The sequence below is a fragment of the Streptomyces sp. NPDC002306 genome (assembly GCF_053593435.1).
In genome coordinates, this window is sequence record NZ_JBSFCK010000023.1 from 64,475 (window position 1) to 79,816 (window position 15,342).

Consider the following 15,342-nt stretch of genomic DNA (forward strand, 5'->3'; position numbering starts at 1 on the left):
ACGTGATCGTCAGCCAATGCGGCGGTGTCGCTCGTTGGTGATCGTGCGCCTGTCCGGGATATGAAAAACGAGAGGTGGTGCTCGTGGCCGAGCCCGAGGTCAAGGTCGCCAATCCGCGTAAGGCCGACCTGGAGAAGCTGCGCAGCGATCTCGCCAAGGAGGTGGAGAGCCTGAAGAGGGCTCTCAAGGCTCCGACGGAGGAGATCGGTGGCGACAAGGTGTGGGTCGGAAAGAACGCCCGTGCCTGGCATCGCGAACTCGACGGCCGGCACCGCAGTTTGAGCGAACAGGTCGGCGCACTGCTGCCGGTCGTCGAAGCGGCTATCCGCGGTGAACCGGAGAAGGTCTCGGCGGCCGACGCCCGCAGCTATCACCAGGGGATCTGACCGGACCCACGGCGCATATGACCAGGGCGCCCGGCCCAAGACCCGAAGGTCTCGGACCGGACGCCCCGGCACAACGCGACAGACGCGCGGCTCGCCTGAGATCAGGTGGCGCGCTCGATGTTGTCGGCGCTGGTGTTCGCCGACTTGCTGGCGTCGTTCAGCGTGTCCACCCACTTCTCGAAGGTGGGCTTCACGTCGTGCCAGTCGTCGCGAAAGCGGTCGGCCTTGGGACCCTTCCAATAGCCCGTGCTGTCAGCCGTGGCCGACTGCAGGTCCTTGATCAGGACCTGCAAGTCGTGCGCCTTGCGGCTGTAGAGCTTGGAGAGCTCCCGGAGCCGCCCGAGATCTGCACCGCGATCCATAGCGATCCTCCCCGTGTGTTGTCAGTGGCAACCGGACTGTCCGTTTGCAACAGTGGACGCTACCGCACCGTCCGCAGTTCCCGTCCAGGGCTGCCGAAGATGGGATCTTCCGGTGAACGACTCGTGTTCGTCCCGTTCGCCCGGGCCAGGGGTCCACTCCGAACGAGGCGGGTCCGACAGTATGCTGAGGCTCTGGAGACACCGGGGGAGACTGATATGGCGAATCCTGACATACAGGAACTCAACCAGCGCGCAGGTCAGTTGAAGTCGCTCGCCGATCACATCGACTCGCTCGTCGACTCGGCCAAGAACCACAGCACGACGGGGATGAAGACCTGGTCCGGCCCGAACGCGGACGACGTGCGCGGCAGACTCAAGGGCTGGCGTACCACCTGCGGCACGGTCGCACAGGCGTTGCGTGACGAGGCGCACCGGTGCACGCAGGACGCCAAGGACCTTCAGGACAACAAGAAGTAGCGAGGAGCCGGCGTCACCGCCGCTTCACGGGAGGAACCAGACCAGTGCCCTCGTACGACAGCTCCCGAGCACGCTTCCGGCTGGCCGACCGCCATATCGCCGTATTCGCGCACCTCTTGGACGGCGAGACGCCTCCGGAGGAGTTGTGGGAGTCGCTGGTCGAACTCCAGCGCGTCGGCCTGGTCGGCGAGGAGGGCGAACTGGCCCCGGTGCTGCGCGATCTGCTCGGTGCCCTGGCCGACCCCATGGTGCTGATCCAGGTGGAGATCACCGGCGAGCACGGCCCCGTGAACCACGGTGTGGTCGTGGGCCAGGACGCGGTCATCGCCCATGACGGCTGGCCGGGGGAGGAGGAGTCCGAGTACGTCTCCATCGAGCCCAACACCCTCGTCTGGGAACTGGCCCGCAAGGTCAACCTTCACCGCGGCGAGAAGCCGGCCGAGGGCGCCCCTGAGCTCCGTATCGAGACGACGATGGCCGCGCTGGACGCCGCGTTCGTCGCGCTGGACGAGCCCGGCGCGGACGACGACGCGACCCGTGTGCTCGTCGACAAGGCCCTCGTCGAGGCGGACGCCGGCCTCAAGTCCCCGGCCCTCGAACAGTTCCGGGACCTGGTCGTCTCCCTCAACGCCACCTGGCGCGTCACCACCGCCTGGGACGGCCGTCACGACGGCGAACGCTCCGCGATGGTCCGCGCCCTCGCCGTCTGGGACTGTGGCCCCCTCGGCTACTGGATCCGCGAACAGCCCGAAGAGCCCATCCTCCCCGGCCAGGTGACCCCGGACAGCCCCCTGGTCCTCGCCCTCTCCCACTCCGCCCAGGTCTGGGACAAGATCACCGACCTGATTCCCGACCGGGAGGAACTGCTCGTCGAGGGCGAGTGACAGCGCGGCGGGACGGCGTCGTACGTGAGACCCGTTCGGCTGACCTGGGTGTGCGCCGGATCTCGTACAGGTGAGAGGCTCTGCGCGGCGATCCGTACCGACCGCCGGGTCAGAACCAGTTCATCGGGTTCGCCTTCGACTTGGCGATGCTCTTGCCCAGATCGCTCGCCTTGTCGCCGACCCAGTCGGCCGCCTCGCCGGCGCCCTTCGTGATGTCGTCCCAGTGCTCGACGACCTTGGCGCCGCCGTAGATGAGGCCCGTGCCGACGGCGAGGCCGATCGTGATCGGGTTGGGGGCGATCATGGCGGCCGTGAGGGAGGCGTTGAAGCCGACCTCGGCGATGTCGGCGACGTAACCCGCGCCGTTCCTCTTGAAGGCCTCGACCGGGTTGCCCTGGGAGATGACGTTGGCCGCGCTGAACCCCGTGGACACCACGCCACCGACGATGCCCGCCCCGCGCAGGAAGCCGGCCGTCTTGGCCGCGGCGCCCAGCCCGACGCGCAGCCCGCCCGTCTCGCCCGCCGCGCGGGAGGCGTTGGAGAAGACCTTGATCAGGCTCGCGTTGCCCGCCCGGGCCACCGGCTGACCGGCATGCGTGAGACCACCGAACGCCGTGGCCGCCTCATCCGAACCGACCACGAAGTCAATGGCGTTGTTGACGCCGAAGCTGCGCATGAGCGGCGTGCTGCGCGCCCAGTTGTACGCGTTGCCGAGGAGGTCGCCGCGCAGGCCGCCGGTCAGCGGGACACGGCTGGCGTTCTGGTAGAGCGAGCTGCCCGAGAACATCCGGCCGAGTTGACCGGGCAGCCAGCTGCCGGGAGCGCCCAGGGAGCGGATCTTCGGGGTCCACTTGATGAGTCCGTTGCCCGCCGACCGTATGAGGCCGTTGTCGGAACCTCGCAGGACCACGCCCAGCCGGGTCTTCCAGGTGCGCATCGCCCCGGCTTTCAGGGAGTTGCCCAGCAGCACCTTGGTGAGCGAGGCGCCCTGGATGGTGACGACCGCCGTGGCGGCGGTGAGGGAACCCCAGTCGCCGTACAGGCCGATCATGGTGGCGATCGTCTCTTCGTGCGGCTGGAGATCCGGAAGTTCGGAGATCACGTGAGCTTTGAGGCGGTCGAGGTAGTCCGCGAGGGACTCGTCGGGACGGCGCTTGAAGACGTCCGCTTTCGGATCGTCGCTGGCGGCAATCGAGTTGGCGAGCAGCATCTCGTCGGGGGAGAGCCCCTTGTACTGCTCGATGTCCTCGGCGCTGAAACCGGCCCAGCGCAGGCCCGCTTCGGGATCCCCGCTCTCCAGCCGGGCGTAGATCGCCCGCTTGCGCAGGTCCGGTGCCGTGTCCTTCACCCAGGAACGCAGCGGGTTGAGCGAGGTGAGCTTGCTGGAGACGCCGAGCCGGGACGCTCGGGTGAACGCCTCGTCCAGCTTGTCCTGCATGCCGCCACGACCGTCGAGCAGCTTCGCCAACTGGTCGAGATCGTCCGGGTTGACGTTCCTCATGCCCATGCTTGCTCCCCCTAGAGCACTCCCCACGCGGACCGACGGAGACTGGTCGCGGGTCGGCGCACCATGATACGGGCGGGGCCGGGAGCGTACAGGGGATCAGCTGTGGTGAAGCGGTGCATACGCGAACAGTGGCTGTACGGGGGCTACTTGGCCCGCCCCGTTGCGCGCCCGTCCCCACCCGCGCCCACCCGTCCTCACCGGTCCCCGACGAGCGCGAACGCGAAGGCCAGCCGACGGTCGATCCAGCCCGCCCGTACGCTGACCTGCCCGCTGCCCTCCGAGACCATCACGACCTCGTCCTGTGCCCGCCACTCCAGTGATCGCGACGTGGACGACTGGTCGCCCCCTTCCGCGCCCATGTCACCGATGGCGTTCAGCACCCCGCCGAGGAACTTGCCCGCCACCCGTCCGGCGATCTCCTTGGCGTCCCCGCTCACCCACTCGTTACGGCCCACGATCTCCGGGTGACCCGGTTGCTCGATGCGCCAGGTGTGCTTGAAGGGGCGGCGCTTCGGCGGCACCCGGGTGAGCGTGCCGAGAGACTGCCCCTCGGCGTCGCGTACGACGTACCGCTGCTCCCCGTCGGCGTCCACGGCCGGGTCCACGGAGCAGAGCAGGCGTTGGGCGTCGGGATCCTCGTACAGCGTGTGCTCGGGCGGCGAGTTCAGGCCCGGACGCCGTGTCCGGTCCGATCCGAGGAAGGCGCAGGGGGCGAGCACCCGCAGGTCCTTGGACCCGCGGGCCACACGCACGGCCGGCATCCCCGCTACGGCCCGTTTGCGTTTGACCGTGAGCGGACGCTCCACCGCGGAGACGACGAACGTCTGGACATCGGCCCAGCCGACCGGTTCAACCGGCGGTTCCTCCGCCTTCTGCCTGCCGAACGCCACGCCCGCCTCCATACCCGTGCCTCACGCCTGACGGCTCGACTGTACCGACGCGTGCGTACGTACGACCGACGTCGGGGTCAGCCGACGCGAAGAAGGGCGTACGCGAACGCCAGCCGGCGATCGAACCACGCCGCCCTGATCAGGAACCGGTCCCGGCCGTCCCATGTCAGCACCGGCTTACCGTCGGCTCTCCACACCACGGCACGCGACCCGGTGGCCTGGTCACCGCCGTCCGCCCCCAGGTCGGATACCGCCTGGACGGCACCCAGCAGGAGCTTCCCGGCCCCGCGCCGGACCAACCCCGCTACCCCGCCCGTCGACCACTCCGCGTCGCTCACGATCTCCGGGCGTCCGGGCTGGTCGATGCGCCAGGTCGGCTTGAGAGCGTGCTGGAGCGGGGGCACCCGTCGGACGGTGCCGATGACCTGTCCTTGTCCGTCCCGGACGCGATAGCCACGGGCGCCCGCCGTCTCCTCGGGGCCGTCGACGGAGCAGAGGAGCCGGCGGCACTCGGCATCCTCGTACAGACGCGGTCCATCCTCGGTCCCGTGCGGAGGAAGGAAGGCGCAGGGGGCGTTGACCAGCAGCGTTCCCCTGCCGTGCGGGACCCGGACGGCTCGGACCCCGAGTGCGGGCCGCTTGCGCCGCCCGGCCGCGGGGCGCTCCTCGTCCCCGATCGCGAACTCCCACGCGTCACCCCAGGGCACGACCGGAACGGGGGACTCGCCGGCCCGACCCGTCGTGCTCGTGTTCTCGCCCTTGCTGCCGCTCGGGTCGTCCGTCTCGCTCTCGCCGAACACCGTCTGTCTCCATGGTCGGGGGAACAGCTTCGGGGGCGCCGACCGCCATGCGTCGTCCGCTGCTCGCTGTCCGCTGCTTGCCGTCCGCTACGCGCTCGTGCGCTTCAGCCGGACCGCTTCTTCCGTCAGCCCGGACACCTTGAACAGCACCCCGGCGAATTCGACCGGATCACCGACCCGGACGTCCTGGTAGGCGGCGACACCTACAGCGGCGCAGTTCGCGCCGATCCCGGCGGTTCCCGTGGCGGGATCGACGTACGAGACGGTGAGGGACCAGCCGGTGGGGAAACGCTGGACGCCGCCGTTGTCGAGCACCGACAGCGTCTCGTCCTCGGCCGGGAAGCCGTCGGCCGCCGCGTCGAGTACGGAGCGGTTCGTGGTGAAGCAGAGGCCCGCGTCGGCGGCACCGCCCGTGGCTTTCAGCGAGGGGGGCGCGGCGGCGAGTGCGGCGCCGTCCTCGGCGGACTTCGGTTCCAGGACGACACGGTAGGAGCAGACCTGCCGGACGGTGTAGCCGTGTCCGGAGACGGTGAGATCCACGCCGGGCCGGACGGTCCACCGCCGTCCGCCCGAGGTGTACACCGCGCCGTCGTCCAGGGTCGCCGTACGGGACGTACCGTCGGCGTCCGCGGCGACATACCGCACGCCCTCGCCGCCCGGCAGCCTGAAACCGCCGCCGCGCAGTACGTGCACCCCGTCCGCCGGGGCGGAGCCCACGCACACCGGACCCTTGTCCTTCGCCGCGGCCTGCGCGCGGGACGGATCGTCGCCGCCCCCGCCCGAGGGGGAGTCGCAGCCGGACAGTGCCAGCAGGACCACGGCGACGCCCGTGACGCCGTACCTACTCACCGGCCTGATCACCGGACTCCCCCTCGTCGGCGGTGCTCGCGCGTTCCAGCGTCACGCGGGTGCGGTAGTCGACCTCCGTGACCCGCCACGCGTCGCCGGTGATCTCCACGACGTCGCCCGGGGTCAGGTCGTCGTACTCCGCGGTCGGGCCGCCTTCGCTGCTGACCTGGATCCGGGCGTGCACCGAGGGGCGGGCGAAGATCGTCGCGACGATCCGGTGCGTACGGCCGTCGTGTTCGACGGTGTAGGGGATGTGGTACCGGAGCACCCAGCGGCCGTCGAACGCGAAGGGATATTTGACGTGCGGCTGCTCCGGCCGGGATCCGGGAGATCCGGGTGATTCGGGTGATCCGGGTGCGGTCACTGCGCTCACCGTTCGTCGGGCGTCAGGGGACATCGAACGCCTCGGGTCCCTGGAAGTACGTGTCGAACTGCTCCTGGGTCACGGTGATCGGCGGATAGCCGTGCACGCCCCAGGGGTTACCCAGGATGATCTTGCCGTCGGCCGTGAAGCCGCGCACGTAATAGGCGTGATTGCTGTGGTACGTGCTGCCCCACTCCGACGGGTGGTTCTTGTCCAGGTCCTCGTCGTCCGGCGTGGAGACGGTGACGACCTTCCCGGAGTCGAACGCCCGCTTCAGCGAGCCGATGTCCTTGTCGTCGTGCTTGCCGATACCGAGGAAGCCGCCCGACTCGAGGTCGTCGCCCTCCTTGCCGGTCAGGTAGGGGGCGGACTTCTTCGGGTCGTCGCCCTCGATACCGCCGTACCCGCGCTCGTCGTCACCGTCGTCCGCGTAGACCATCGCGAAGGCCTTCTCGTAGTACGCCGGCCAGGTCTCCCCGTTGCCGTACGTGCTGATCGGGTTGCCGTTCTGGTCGGTCGGCAGGTCGGCGGTCATGGTGACCCACTGAGACGTGCCGTTCTTGTCCCAGACGCGCACGCTGACCGTGCCGTTCGGGTTCTGCTTGATGCCGTCCTGGATGAACTTCGGGTCTTTCTGCGCCAGCCCGGCCAGGGACGCGACGTACCAGCAGTCCCCGAACTGGTTCTGGCTGACGTCGTCGGCCGAGACGCCGTCCTTGAACAGGGGGTCCGGGGGCGGCGCCCAGTGGATGCCGTTGTTGGTCTGGCCGTTCTGGTTGTTGCCGCCGCTCTCGTACGCGCCCGTGTTGGTGAACGTCGGTTGCGTCCCGGGAAAGGCGGCCTGGAACTTGCCCACGTTCTGCGGGCTGATCCTGGAGAGCATCAGACCGAGAGTGGCCCGGCGCTTGTCCTCGGGCAGTCCGTTGTCGTCGAACGGGTTCCAGCCCGAGTCGTCGGTGTCGGTGATCAGCTGGTTGTAGAAGGCGAGGTCCCCGGGGGACGCCTTGGACATCAGCGCGTCCAGCTCGGCGGCCGTGAGACCGTCGAGTGCGCCGGAGACCTTCTCCAGGTCGTCACGGTTGCCGTTCACCCCGAAGTCCTTGCCCTGAAGGCCCTGGAGGTCACGCAAAGCGTCGTCGATCTTCTTCGCGTCCGGCGCAGGCTCGTCCAGGAACACGCTGCTGTCGCTGACCGGATAGCCGCGGTCCGCCAGCTCCTGCAAGCCTTCCAACTGCTTGATCCGGCGTTTCATCGACGTCTGGAGGTCGCCGAGTTCACCACCGAGCGAGCCGGGCAGGCGCCGACGGCCACCGCCGAACAGCGACGGCATCGGGATCACGTCGCCGACCAGGTCCTGCAGGCCTGGGTCGCGAGACGCGCTCTGGCCGGAGGGGAGGTTCTGCTGGGCGGCTGTCAGAACGGTCGCGAGCTGGGAGTGCAGTTTGCCGGAGTTCTGGGCGAGCGCGTCCAGTTGGTTCGCCAGCGCGGTCAGCCCGGTGGCATCGAAGCCTCTGAACGCCATCAGTGCCCCCCGCCCGTACCGGACTTGGCCTTGTCCTTCTCCTTGGCCTGCCGGTCCAGCTCGTCCGCCTGGGTCTCCCAGCGGGTGGCGTCCGCCAGCAGCGCGGTACCCATGCCGTTCAGACTGCGCTGCCGCTGCTGGAGCACGGCGGTGGACTCGTCGGCGAACGGTCCCTGCCAGAGGGCACCTTTGTCGCCCCCCGTGCGGAAGGCGTTCGCGCGCGGGGTCGCCTTCTTCACCGCGTCGTCGAGATAGGGGCCGAGCCTGTGGGCGAGCGAGCGCGCCTCACGCGCGCACGCGCGCAGCTTCTCCGCTCGTCTCTTCAACTCGGCGGAGTCGCCGCCGCCTTCCGTGACCGCCACGTGCGGTACCTCCCCCGTCGACTGCATCTGCCTTTGCTGCTGCCTCTGTTGCCGCCGCCGCCGCTCCGCTGGGCGATGCCCGAATACCTGTCCACGGCGACATCGCTGGTGAAGCATACGAGGGGTGTGGTGGGGCCGGTGAGCCGATGAATGGGAACTGTTCCCGACCGTTACAAGGCCACCACATTCGGCCAGGCGGGCGGGGTGCTTTGCTGCCGCTCACACATCGGGTGGGTAAGGTGCATGCGGTCCAGGGAGGGACATGACAACCGACGGGGAAAAGCCAAAGCAGGATAATCCGGACCGCGAGCGCCTGCGGAACCTGAGACGCCAGCTTCAGAAGGACCGGACCGACCTGGTGGACGCCCTGAACAAGGCCGCCAGGGACATCGGGAAAGGGGGCCGGGACTCCGTGAAGTCGTGGGTGGGCAAAAACGCCGATCAATGGCATGGCGACGTGGCGGCCCGTCGCAAGACGGTGCACACGCGTATCGACAAGGTGCTCGACGACATCCAGCGCGAGATCGACAGCATGCCGGAGAAGGTCACGCCCGAGGAAGCCAATTCCATGAACCGGAACAGGCGTATCTACTGAACGCGGCTCAGTACCGGTACCGGTAGCAGGTCCGGGACGACTGCGACAAGAACGGGGGAAAGCACTTCATGCGCGCGGACGAGGGTGGCAGCAGCCCAGGCGTTTTCTCGGGGATAGACCCGGACGCACTCAAGGGCACGATCGACTCCGTACAACGGGACCAGGACACGCTCCAGGAGCGGGCCTCGTACTACAAGACGCAGCTCGCCTACTACGGCATCGGCGGCGAGGAGCTCGCGGACGTGCTGCATGTCGCGGCCTGGGCCAGGGACGAACTGCCCATGCTGAAGCGGCGTTACCACCTGGCCATGAACATGGACAACGACCCGTACTCCGGCTTCAAGGGCATGGTTCAGATCGACGAGGCCCGGGTGACCCGGGCGGCGAACACCCAGGCGGCCAAGGACGCCAAGCGCGCGACAGAGCTCGCGAGGAAGGATCCCGAGGATCTCTCCCCCGAGGAGTTCGACGAGCTGAACCAGCTCTTCGCCGAGAACTACGACGAATACCCCTTCGCGGAGAAGGTCGTAGGCGCCCTGGGCGCGCAGAAGACGCTCCAGTTCTGGGACGACGTCAGCAACCTCGGCCACCCTTCCGGCTACGGCGAGACCTCCGACTTCAAGCGTGCCGACCACCTCGACGACATGCAGAAGAACCTGAGCCTCACGGTCGCCGCCGCCACCAACTCGGACTCGCCGGCGATGCGGAAGTGGAAGCAGGACATGGTCGCCATCGGCGACGACCCGATCCGGGATCCCGGCCCCTCGCCCTACGGCGGCAATGGCGGGCCCGAGGGATTCATCGTCATGAGCAACCTCATGCGCTACGGCGACTACGACGACAAGTTCCTCGAGAGCTACGGAACCGCGCTCGTCAAGGAGGACAAGCGGGTCATGGAGGGCGCCGACACGCTCTACGGATCCGGCTGGGGTACCGAGGACACGGTCAACCACCTGGGCAACGACCAGGGCAACGACCCCCTCACCGGTTACATGAAGGCCCTCGCCAACAGCCCCGACGCGGCAGCGGCGTTCTTCACCGCCGAGCAGAAGGGCGACAACGGCAAGGCGGAGCAGAACGCGAACTTCACCTACCTCTTCGAAGACCGCAAGTGGCCGGACGACAGCATGCCGGGCAAGGAGAGCGTGACCGGCCTGAACTCGATGGGCCACGCACTGGAGGCGGCCACGACGGGCCACCGGCCGGGTGAGCAGGCCACGGCGGCGGACATCAAACACTCGAAGGAACAGGCGGGTCTGTTCGGCGCCCTCGTGAAGTCGGTTTCCGAGGATCAGGACCGGTTGCGCGATCACGAGTATCTTTCGGACAGCTTTGCGAACATTTCGGCTGAGTATCTGCCGGATCTGCAGCGAGGCCTGGACGCGGACATCATGTACGGCGACAAGCTCTACCCGACGCCAGGGGCCACGGCTCGCATTGAGGCCTACGATGCCGCGCGGTTCCTGCACGCGGTGGCTCGCAACAAGGAGGGGTACGACCGGCTCAACGTCTCCCAGCACGTATACGCGGCTGCGTTGATGGAGGCGCAGGCGAAGCATCCCGATGCTTATCCCCAGCCCACCGGAGCGACAATTGACAAGATCGCCTTCGAGACCGGTCTGTTTCAGGGAGTCATCGGTGGCGGTCAGCATTTCCAGGCGGACAAGGACGGCGCTGATGCCGACGCGCGAGACGGAGCATGGAAGGAGCATGCCAGTCTGTGGGGCGGTTCCTTGGTCGGAAGCGCTACATCCCTTGCGATGGCGCCGTTCAGCGGGCCCGCCGGTGTATTCGCGGGTGGTTTGGTCGGCACGGCCGCAGGTGAGGTCTTCAACGGAATTCTTGACGGTTTCGACGATGACGGGTCGGAGCAGAAGGAGCGGGTCTACCAGAACGTGAAGCGCATGGATCACGTCCAGCACTCGGCCATCCTGACGACTCAGGAGTCCGTCAAGGCAGCGACCGGCGACGATGCGGCCGCGTCCAGGGCCGGCGGCGAAGCCGGCAAGGGATTCAGCGACGCCAACGCGCTGATCAGCGACAGCGAAGCCGCTACGTAGTCGTCCAGCCAGCCCGAAAGCGATCAGAGGAACGATCTTGACCGAGCCGACCAACCGTAGCCTTCTACGGAATCCTTACGTCTATGGCGCGGTGGCCGTGCTTGCTGCCGCTGGTGTAACCGTCGCCTACCTCTTCGGCGCCTTCGAGTCGCGCGGGGAGATCAAGGCCGACGACGTGTGTCGCAACGTGCCTGACCGGCAGGAAGCCGCCAAGGTCTTCAATTCCCTGTTGCCTCGGGCCGCGGCATACGATTTTCACGCGACATGGAGGCCGGACCAGGACTGGGGCTTCCGCAGTGCGTGCATAGTCGAAGGGAGCGGTGACGAGCCGCTCCTCACTCTGCAGGCCACGGTCGGCCCTTCGAAATCGTGGCAGACGTGGGCCGACGAGAAATTGCCACCGACCTCCGGCAAGGTCAGTTATTTCAATGCCGGTATCAAGGGTGTGTCGACATCAGACCTGGCCGCCGTCTACTTCCCCTGCTATCGCAGTGAGAAGACGAGTAAGTCTCAGTACAACATGACCGTCTTCGCTCATGCACTGAAACCTCTCGAGGCGTCGGACGGGGAAGCACGGCAGGCGCTCATCGACCTCGCGGTGTCGCTTGCCCATCAGGCTCACAAGGACGCCAAGTGTGACCTTCCGTCCGAGCTGCCGCATTGAGACCGGGTATCCATCCAGGGCCCTCGCCTGGACCCGCGGATCCCCGCCCTCATCGGTTGATGGACTGGATCTCCTGGACCTTGATGTCCTGCGTGCTGCCGAAGGTGCCGTCGGGCAGCCGCGTCGGTCCGGCGTTGCCCGTGCCGGACCAGCTGATCTCCCAGGTGACGGTGGCGCGGAGCCGGTAGCTTCCGGTGCCCGAGGAACGCAGGTAGTTGATGCCGCACGGCGGGGTCCGGCCCGCCTTGCCCTTGGCGTACGGCTCGCCGATGGATCCGGCGTCCCCGAACACGCACTCGCCGTTGGCCGGGAAGGTCTCCGCGTCCTGGGTGCCCGGTTCGAGCCTGAGGGAGACGGGCTTCGCGGTGGTCGTGGCCTGGATGGTGAGGCCGCCGACGTTCAGGCTCGCGGTCACCTCGACCGGCTTGAACTTGGAGCCGTCCAGCCAGGCCCAGGTCGGCAGGTTCACCTTGGTGACGTCCGTCGGGGCGAGGGTGACCTCGGTCTCCGGGAGGTGCAGCCTGTTGTAGGCGAGTTCGGCGAGCACCTGCGGTGTGACGGCGTTGGGCACGTCGGGTGTATCGCCGGTCTCGACCCAGAACGGCTGCCTGTCGCAGGCCTGGGCCTCCGGTTCCATCCACCGGTCCTCGTCACGGACGGCAACCCACCAGCTGCCCTCGTCCGCCTTGTCGAGGTTGTAGTTCTTGTACTGGCCGTCCTTGTAGATGGCGCGGAACTCGCCGACGCTCCTCTTGGCGTAGTTCGCCTGTCCGGGAGCGTTGAGAGTCTCGTCGTAGAAGTTCTCGACGTACTTCGAGAAATCGGCCGCACTGCGCGGCTCGTACCAGCAGGCCGGCGGGCTCCAATTGCCCACGGGGGTGACGTTCCCCGAACCGTCGCCGTCGCTACCGGAGGTGCTGCCGGAGAAGCGCACCATGGAGACGAGGTCGCCGCCGGACCGCTTACCGCTGGTCTCGGTGGTACTTCCCTGCGAACTGCCGCCTCCGCGCTCCGCGAAGGAAGTGCCCGTCGTGAGCGCCAAGGCCGAGGCTGTCAGGCCGGCAAGAATCCACCGTCCTCGTGACGTCACGGAGCGCACTTCGCGTTCCCCCTCTCCGAGAGGAGACTTGTGGTCTGCCAGACGCCCTGCCCGTTTTTCTCGACGCGCGTGTTGTACGCAACGTAGGCGTTCTTCGTCACGGCGGTCTTCTCGGCCTTGTTGGTCTTGCGGTCCTTGTCGAAGGCCCTGCTTTCATCGGCGCAGTAGGCCAGGGCGGCCGTGTCCTGGTCGACCATCTTCAGTTCAGGACCGAAGAATCGGACGGTACCCGTGATCGATTTACCATCGTTCACGTAGCCCTGGACCCACTCGGCGGCTTGAGCGAGTGCCTCACCCTTGTAGTAGAAGCCAAGAGCCGCGGAATCGGGGTCCGCGGCCACGATGGCGGCGTCGGTCGCCTTGATCCGATCCTTGACGTCCGAGAGAAGAGCGTCCTTGGTGGTGTCCCCGGTGGCCCAGTTCTCGAAGGCCTCCTCGACATCGCTCGGTAGCGTGATAGCCGGGCGCTTGACGGAACCTGCCGCGCCAGCGGTGGGCGACGCTGTCTCCGGAGCGCGACTCTTGTCCGCGCCGGCGATCTTGTCGTTGTCCTCGGGTGAGTCGTTCTCACTGCCGCAGGCCGTCAACAGCAGGGCTGCGGTTGCGGCCAGCGCGGCAGCAACGGGCAAAGAACGGCGTTTCACGGTCGACTCCCGGTGGGGGTGAGTGGCAAGTCAAGGACAAGGACAGTGACGTTACTGGTGTGGTGATTGGTTTCGCCAGGCGGACGTGGCCTGACGGGTCACTGTGTTGGGCTTGTCCAAAAAGAGCTCCCGTTGCGACCGCAAGGGCCGTAACGCAGGCGGTGGCATGGAGCTTCGCCCTGCGGCCCAGGTAGCTCTCAGGCCCGGATCCGCGCGACGCCGCTGACGGGGCTGGTGCTGGGCGCGGGGCGCGTGGGGTCTGCGTGGGGTGGGGCAGGGGTGTTGATTACCCTGGCTTTACTGTGGCTTGATGCGGGACGGGTGGTTCTTGTCGCTGTTGCTCGCCTGGGGACGGGAGTTTGTCCCTGGTGAGTCCCCTTTGGGGTGCCTCGGCGAGACGCGGTGGGGCCAAGTCCCTGAGAAACGAGAGGCGTCGGACGTATGAGCGGGGTTTCCTTCGAGCTTCAGCGTGCGGCGGTGTCCGCCAAGGGGGCGCGGGGCGAGGTCTTTTCGTGGGTGGGGGAGGTGGAGGGGCTCGGCGGGATCGAGCTGACCTTTCCCACCGAGCACAGTGACTACCCCGCCGAGTACTGCGAGGTGGCGGTGAGCGGGGCGATGTTCCCGCTCACCACGTACCTCGGACTGCGGTACCTGCGGCGGCCCCTGCTCGCCAGAGGCGAGCTGCGGGTCGACTGGGATCCCGCGGAGCTCGGCCGGAGGGTCTGGTGGCCCGGGCGGAAGGGGCGCGCCCTGCGGATCCGGGCCAAGGGGCGTACGTACACGTATGCCCAGCTGGGTGGCAAACGCAGGCATGAGCTGGTCCGGCCCGGAGCGGGTGTGCGGATGGAGCGTTCGAGCTGGACGAATCCGCGGACCATCACCGGGACCTGCCTCGGCGCGGCCGACGCCCTCGACATCAGCCTCGCGCTCGTCCTCGAAGGCGTGTACACGCGGAACCTCTCGCTGTCGGGTGCGCTCGTGTCGCTGCCCGGGCGCTTCCTCAATCGGTTCAACGATCTCTAGTTCTCAGGGGGACACCACAGAATGCCTTCGATAGACACCGCTCGCCGTCGGCTGCGGCTGTCCGACTCCCATGTCAGCGTGCTGGGCCTGCTGGTGGAGGAAGGGCGGATCCCGGAAGAACTCACCACGGCCCAGAATGAGTTGAACGCAGCCGGGATCCTGGACGCCGAGGGCCGGATCTCGGCCGATCTCTATCCGCTGGTCGCCACGCTGATGGAGCCTCGGGTCATCGTCCGGGTCGAGATGACCGGTCCGCAGGGCGTCGCGAGCAGCGGGGCCGTCGTCGGCGACGACTTCATCTTCACGCACGAGAACTGGCCCGGCGAGGCGGAGTCCGAGTACGTACCCGCGGAGCCCGAGACGCTGGTCTGGGGCCTGGCCCGGATGGTCGACCTGCACCGGGACTTCACCGCCGAGGTCGACTCCGACGAGGTCATCGACTCGACCATGGGCACCCTCGACGACGTACTGGAACGGATGGAAGCCGGTGCGTACGAGGAGCCGGAGGCCGTCGCCGAGGCGGCCGGAGCGCCCGTACGGCTCGCCGAGGTGCTGGCCCAGCTGAACTGCATGTGGCGGATCACCGTGGCCTGGCAGGGGAAGGCACCCGCGCGCGGAAAAGGTGGGCTGGCCGTCTCGGCGCTGGCGGTCTGGGACTGCGGATTCGAAGGGTATTGGCTGCGCGAACTGCCCGCCGAGCCCGTCGTCGAGGGCGAGGTGGACGCCGGCAGCGACCTGCGCGTGCGCCGTACCTCGGCCAAGGAGCTCTGGCGGCTGATCACCGATCTGCTTCCGGACGGGCCACAGCTCCCGGCGCAGTAGACGATCACCGGCAAACGCGGGCAGACACGGGG

The 15,342-nt window shown here is 67.8% G+C and carries 18 protein-coding genes; 8 read left to right on the forward strand and 10 right to left on the reverse strand.

The window, feature by feature from the left end; genetic code table 11:
• Positions 1–83 precede the first annotated feature (83 nt).
• The gene (locus tag ACWCQK_RS31205; protein WP_451160656.1) at positions 84–386 is read left to right on the forward strand and encodes a hypothetical protein; all 303 of its coding nucleotides are present in this window, start codon (positions 84–86) and stop codon (positions 384–386) included.
• Between the two features lie 101 nt (positions 387–487).
• Here ACWCQK_RS31205 and ACWCQK_RS31210 read toward each other — a convergent pair whose 3' ends face one another.
• On the reverse strand, positions 488–748 hold the full coding sequence (locus ACWCQK_RS31210; RefSeq protein WP_385777575.1) for a WXG100 family type VII secretion target: 261 nt from the start codon (positions 746–748) through the stop codon (positions 488–490).
• Positions 749–964: 216 nt separating this feature from the next.
• On the opposite strand from ACWCQK_RS31210, the gene ACWCQK_RS31215 reads away from it, so the two are divergent.
• Positions 965–1,225, forward strand: coding sequence for a WXG100 family type VII secretion target (locus ACWCQK_RS31215; protein WP_451160658.1), 261 nt, complete (start codon positions 965–967; stop codon positions 1,223–1,225).
• A 44-nt stretch (positions 1,226–1,269) separates the two neighbouring features.
• The gene (locus tag ACWCQK_RS31220) at positions 1,270–2,109 is read left to right on the forward strand and encodes a hypothetical protein (protein ID WP_451160660.1); all 840 of its coding nucleotides are present in this window, start codon (positions 1,270–1,272) and stop codon (positions 2,107–2,109) included.
• Between the two features lie 109 nt (positions 2,110–2,218).
• Here ACWCQK_RS31220 and ACWCQK_RS31225 read toward each other — a convergent pair whose 3' ends face one another.
• The 7 genes from ACWCQK_RS31225 to ACWCQK_RS31255 form a co-directional block, all read right to left on the reverse strand.
• Positions 2,219–3,610: a PE-PGRS family protein gene (locus ACWCQK_RS31225; RefSeq protein WP_451160724.1), complete on the reverse strand. Its 1,392-nt coding sequence runs from the start codon at positions 3,608–3,610 to the stop codon at positions 2,219–2,221.
• A gap of 200 nt (positions 3,611–3,810) precedes the next feature.
• Positions 3,811–4,506, reverse strand: a complete 696-nt coding sequence (locus ACWCQK_RS31230; protein ID WP_451160662.1) for a hypothetical protein — start codon at positions 4,504–4,506, stop codon at positions 3,811–3,813.
• 77 nt (positions 4,507–4,583) lie between these two features.
• Positions 4,584–5,306, reverse strand: a complete 723-nt coding sequence (locus ACWCQK_RS31235) for a hypothetical protein (RefSeq protein ID WP_451160664.1) — start codon at positions 5,304–5,306, stop codon at positions 4,584–4,586.
• An 87-nt stretch (positions 5,307–5,393) separates the two neighbouring features.
• Entirely contained in the window at positions 5,394–6,155 is a 762-nt protein-coding gene (locus ACWCQK_RS31240) for a hypothetical protein (protein ID WP_451160666.1), read from the reverse strand.
• A complete protein-coding gene (locus tag ACWCQK_RS31245) occupies positions 6,148–6,519 on the reverse strand; it encodes a DUF6406 domain-containing protein (protein ID WP_451160668.1) in 372 nt (123 codons plus the stop codon). Before ACWCQK_RS31245 ends, ACWCQK_RS31240 begins: the two co-directional genes overlap by 8 nt.
• A 22-nt stretch (positions 6,520–6,541) precedes the next feature.
• Positions 6,542–8,041 (reverse strand): C2 family cysteine protease, encoded by a 1,500-nt coding sequence (locus ACWCQK_RS31250; protein WP_451160670.1) that lies wholly within the window; start codon positions 8,039–8,041, stop codon positions 6,542–6,544.
• Positions 8,041–8,403 carry a hypothetical protein gene (locus tag ACWCQK_RS31255; protein WP_451160672.1) on the reverse strand — a complete coding sequence of 121 codons (363 nt, stop codon included), beginning with the start codon at positions 8,401–8,403 and terminating at the stop codon, positions 8,041–8,043. Before ACWCQK_RS31255 ends, ACWCQK_RS31250 begins: the two co-directional genes overlap by 1 nt.
• Positions 8,404–8,665: 262 nt before the next feature.
• Here ACWCQK_RS31255 and ACWCQK_RS31260 point away from each other — a divergent pair, with 262 nt between their 5' ends.
• From ACWCQK_RS31260 to ACWCQK_RS31270, 3 genes are all read left to right on the forward strand, one after another.
• The gene (locus tag ACWCQK_RS31260; RefSeq protein ID WP_451160674.1) at positions 8,666–8,998 is read left to right on the forward strand and encodes a hypothetical protein; all 333 of its coding nucleotides are present in this window, start codon (positions 8,666–8,668) and stop codon (positions 8,996–8,998) included.
• 68 nt (positions 8,999–9,066) lie between these two features.
• Positions 9,067–11,058 carry a hypothetical protein gene (locus ACWCQK_RS31265; protein WP_451160676.1) on the forward strand — a complete coding sequence of 664 codons (1,992 nt, stop codon included), beginning with the start codon at positions 9,067–9,069 and terminating at the stop codon, positions 11,056–11,058.
• 37 nt (positions 11,059–11,095) lie between these two features.
• Entirely contained in the window at positions 11,096–11,722 is a 627-nt protein-coding gene (locus tag ACWCQK_RS31270; RefSeq protein WP_451160678.1) for a hypothetical protein, read from the forward strand.
• Positions 11,723–11,771: 49 nt separating this feature from the next.
• Here ACWCQK_RS31270 and ACWCQK_RS31275 read toward each other — a convergent pair whose 3' ends face one another.
• Positions 11,772–12,764, reverse strand: coding sequence for a hypothetical protein (locus tag ACWCQK_RS31275; RefSeq protein ID WP_451160680.1), 993 nt, complete (start codon positions 12,762–12,764; stop codon positions 11,772–11,774).
• Positions 12,765–12,808: 44 nt separating this feature from the next.
• Positions 12,809–13,465: a hypothetical protein gene (locus ACWCQK_RS31280; protein WP_451160682.1), complete on the reverse strand. Its 657-nt coding sequence runs from the start codon at positions 13,463–13,465 to the stop codon at positions 12,809–12,811.
• 441 nt (positions 13,466–13,906) lie between these two features.
• On the opposite strand from ACWCQK_RS31280, the gene ACWCQK_RS31285 reads away from it, so the two are divergent.
• Both ACWCQK_RS31285 and ACWCQK_RS31290 read left to right on the forward strand, forming a co-directional pair.
• Positions 13,907–14,488, forward strand: a complete 582-nt coding sequence (locus ACWCQK_RS31285) for a hypothetical protein (RefSeq protein WP_451160684.1) — start codon at positions 13,907–13,909, stop codon at positions 14,486–14,488.
• Positions 14,489–14,509: 21 nt separating this feature from the next.
• Positions 14,510–15,310, forward strand: coding sequence for a hypothetical protein (locus ACWCQK_RS31290; RefSeq protein WP_451160686.1), 801 nt, complete (start codon positions 14,510–14,512; stop codon positions 15,308–15,310).
• Positions 15,311–15,342: the final 32 nt, after the last annotated feature.

Coding starts and splice junctions, on each gene's coding strand:
- ACWCQK_RS31290 (WP_451160686.1), top strand. CDS start 14,510: ATGCCTTCGATAGACACCGCTCGCCGTCGGCTGCGGCTGTCCGACTCC.
- ACWCQK_RS31285 (WP_451160684.1), top strand. CDS start 13,907: ATGAGCGGGGTTTCCTTCGAGCTTCAGCGTGCGGCGGTGTCCGCCAAG.
- ACWCQK_RS31265 (WP_451160676.1), top strand. CDS start 9,067: ATGCGCGCGGACGAGGGTGGCAGCAGCCCAGGCGTTTTCTCGGGGATA.
- ACWCQK_RS31225 (WP_451160724.1), bottom strand. CDS start 3,610: ATGAGGAACGTCAACCCGGACGATCTCGACCAGTTGGCGAAGCTGCTC.
- ACWCQK_RS31215 (WP_451160658.1), top strand. CDS start 965: ATGGCGAATCCTGACATACAGGAACTCAACCAGCGCGCAGGTCAGTTG.
- ACWCQK_RS31210 (WP_385777575.1), bottom strand. CDS start 748: ATGGATCGCGGTGCAGATCTCGGGCGGCTCCGGGAGCTCTCCAAGCTC.
- ACWCQK_RS31250 (WP_451160670.1), bottom strand. CDS start 8,041: ATGGCGTTCAGAGGCTTCGATGCCACCGGGCTGACCGCGCTGGCGAAC.
- ACWCQK_RS31260 (WP_451160674.1), top strand. CDS start 8,666: ATGACAACCGACGGGGAAAAGCCAAAGCAGGATAATCCGGACCGCGAG.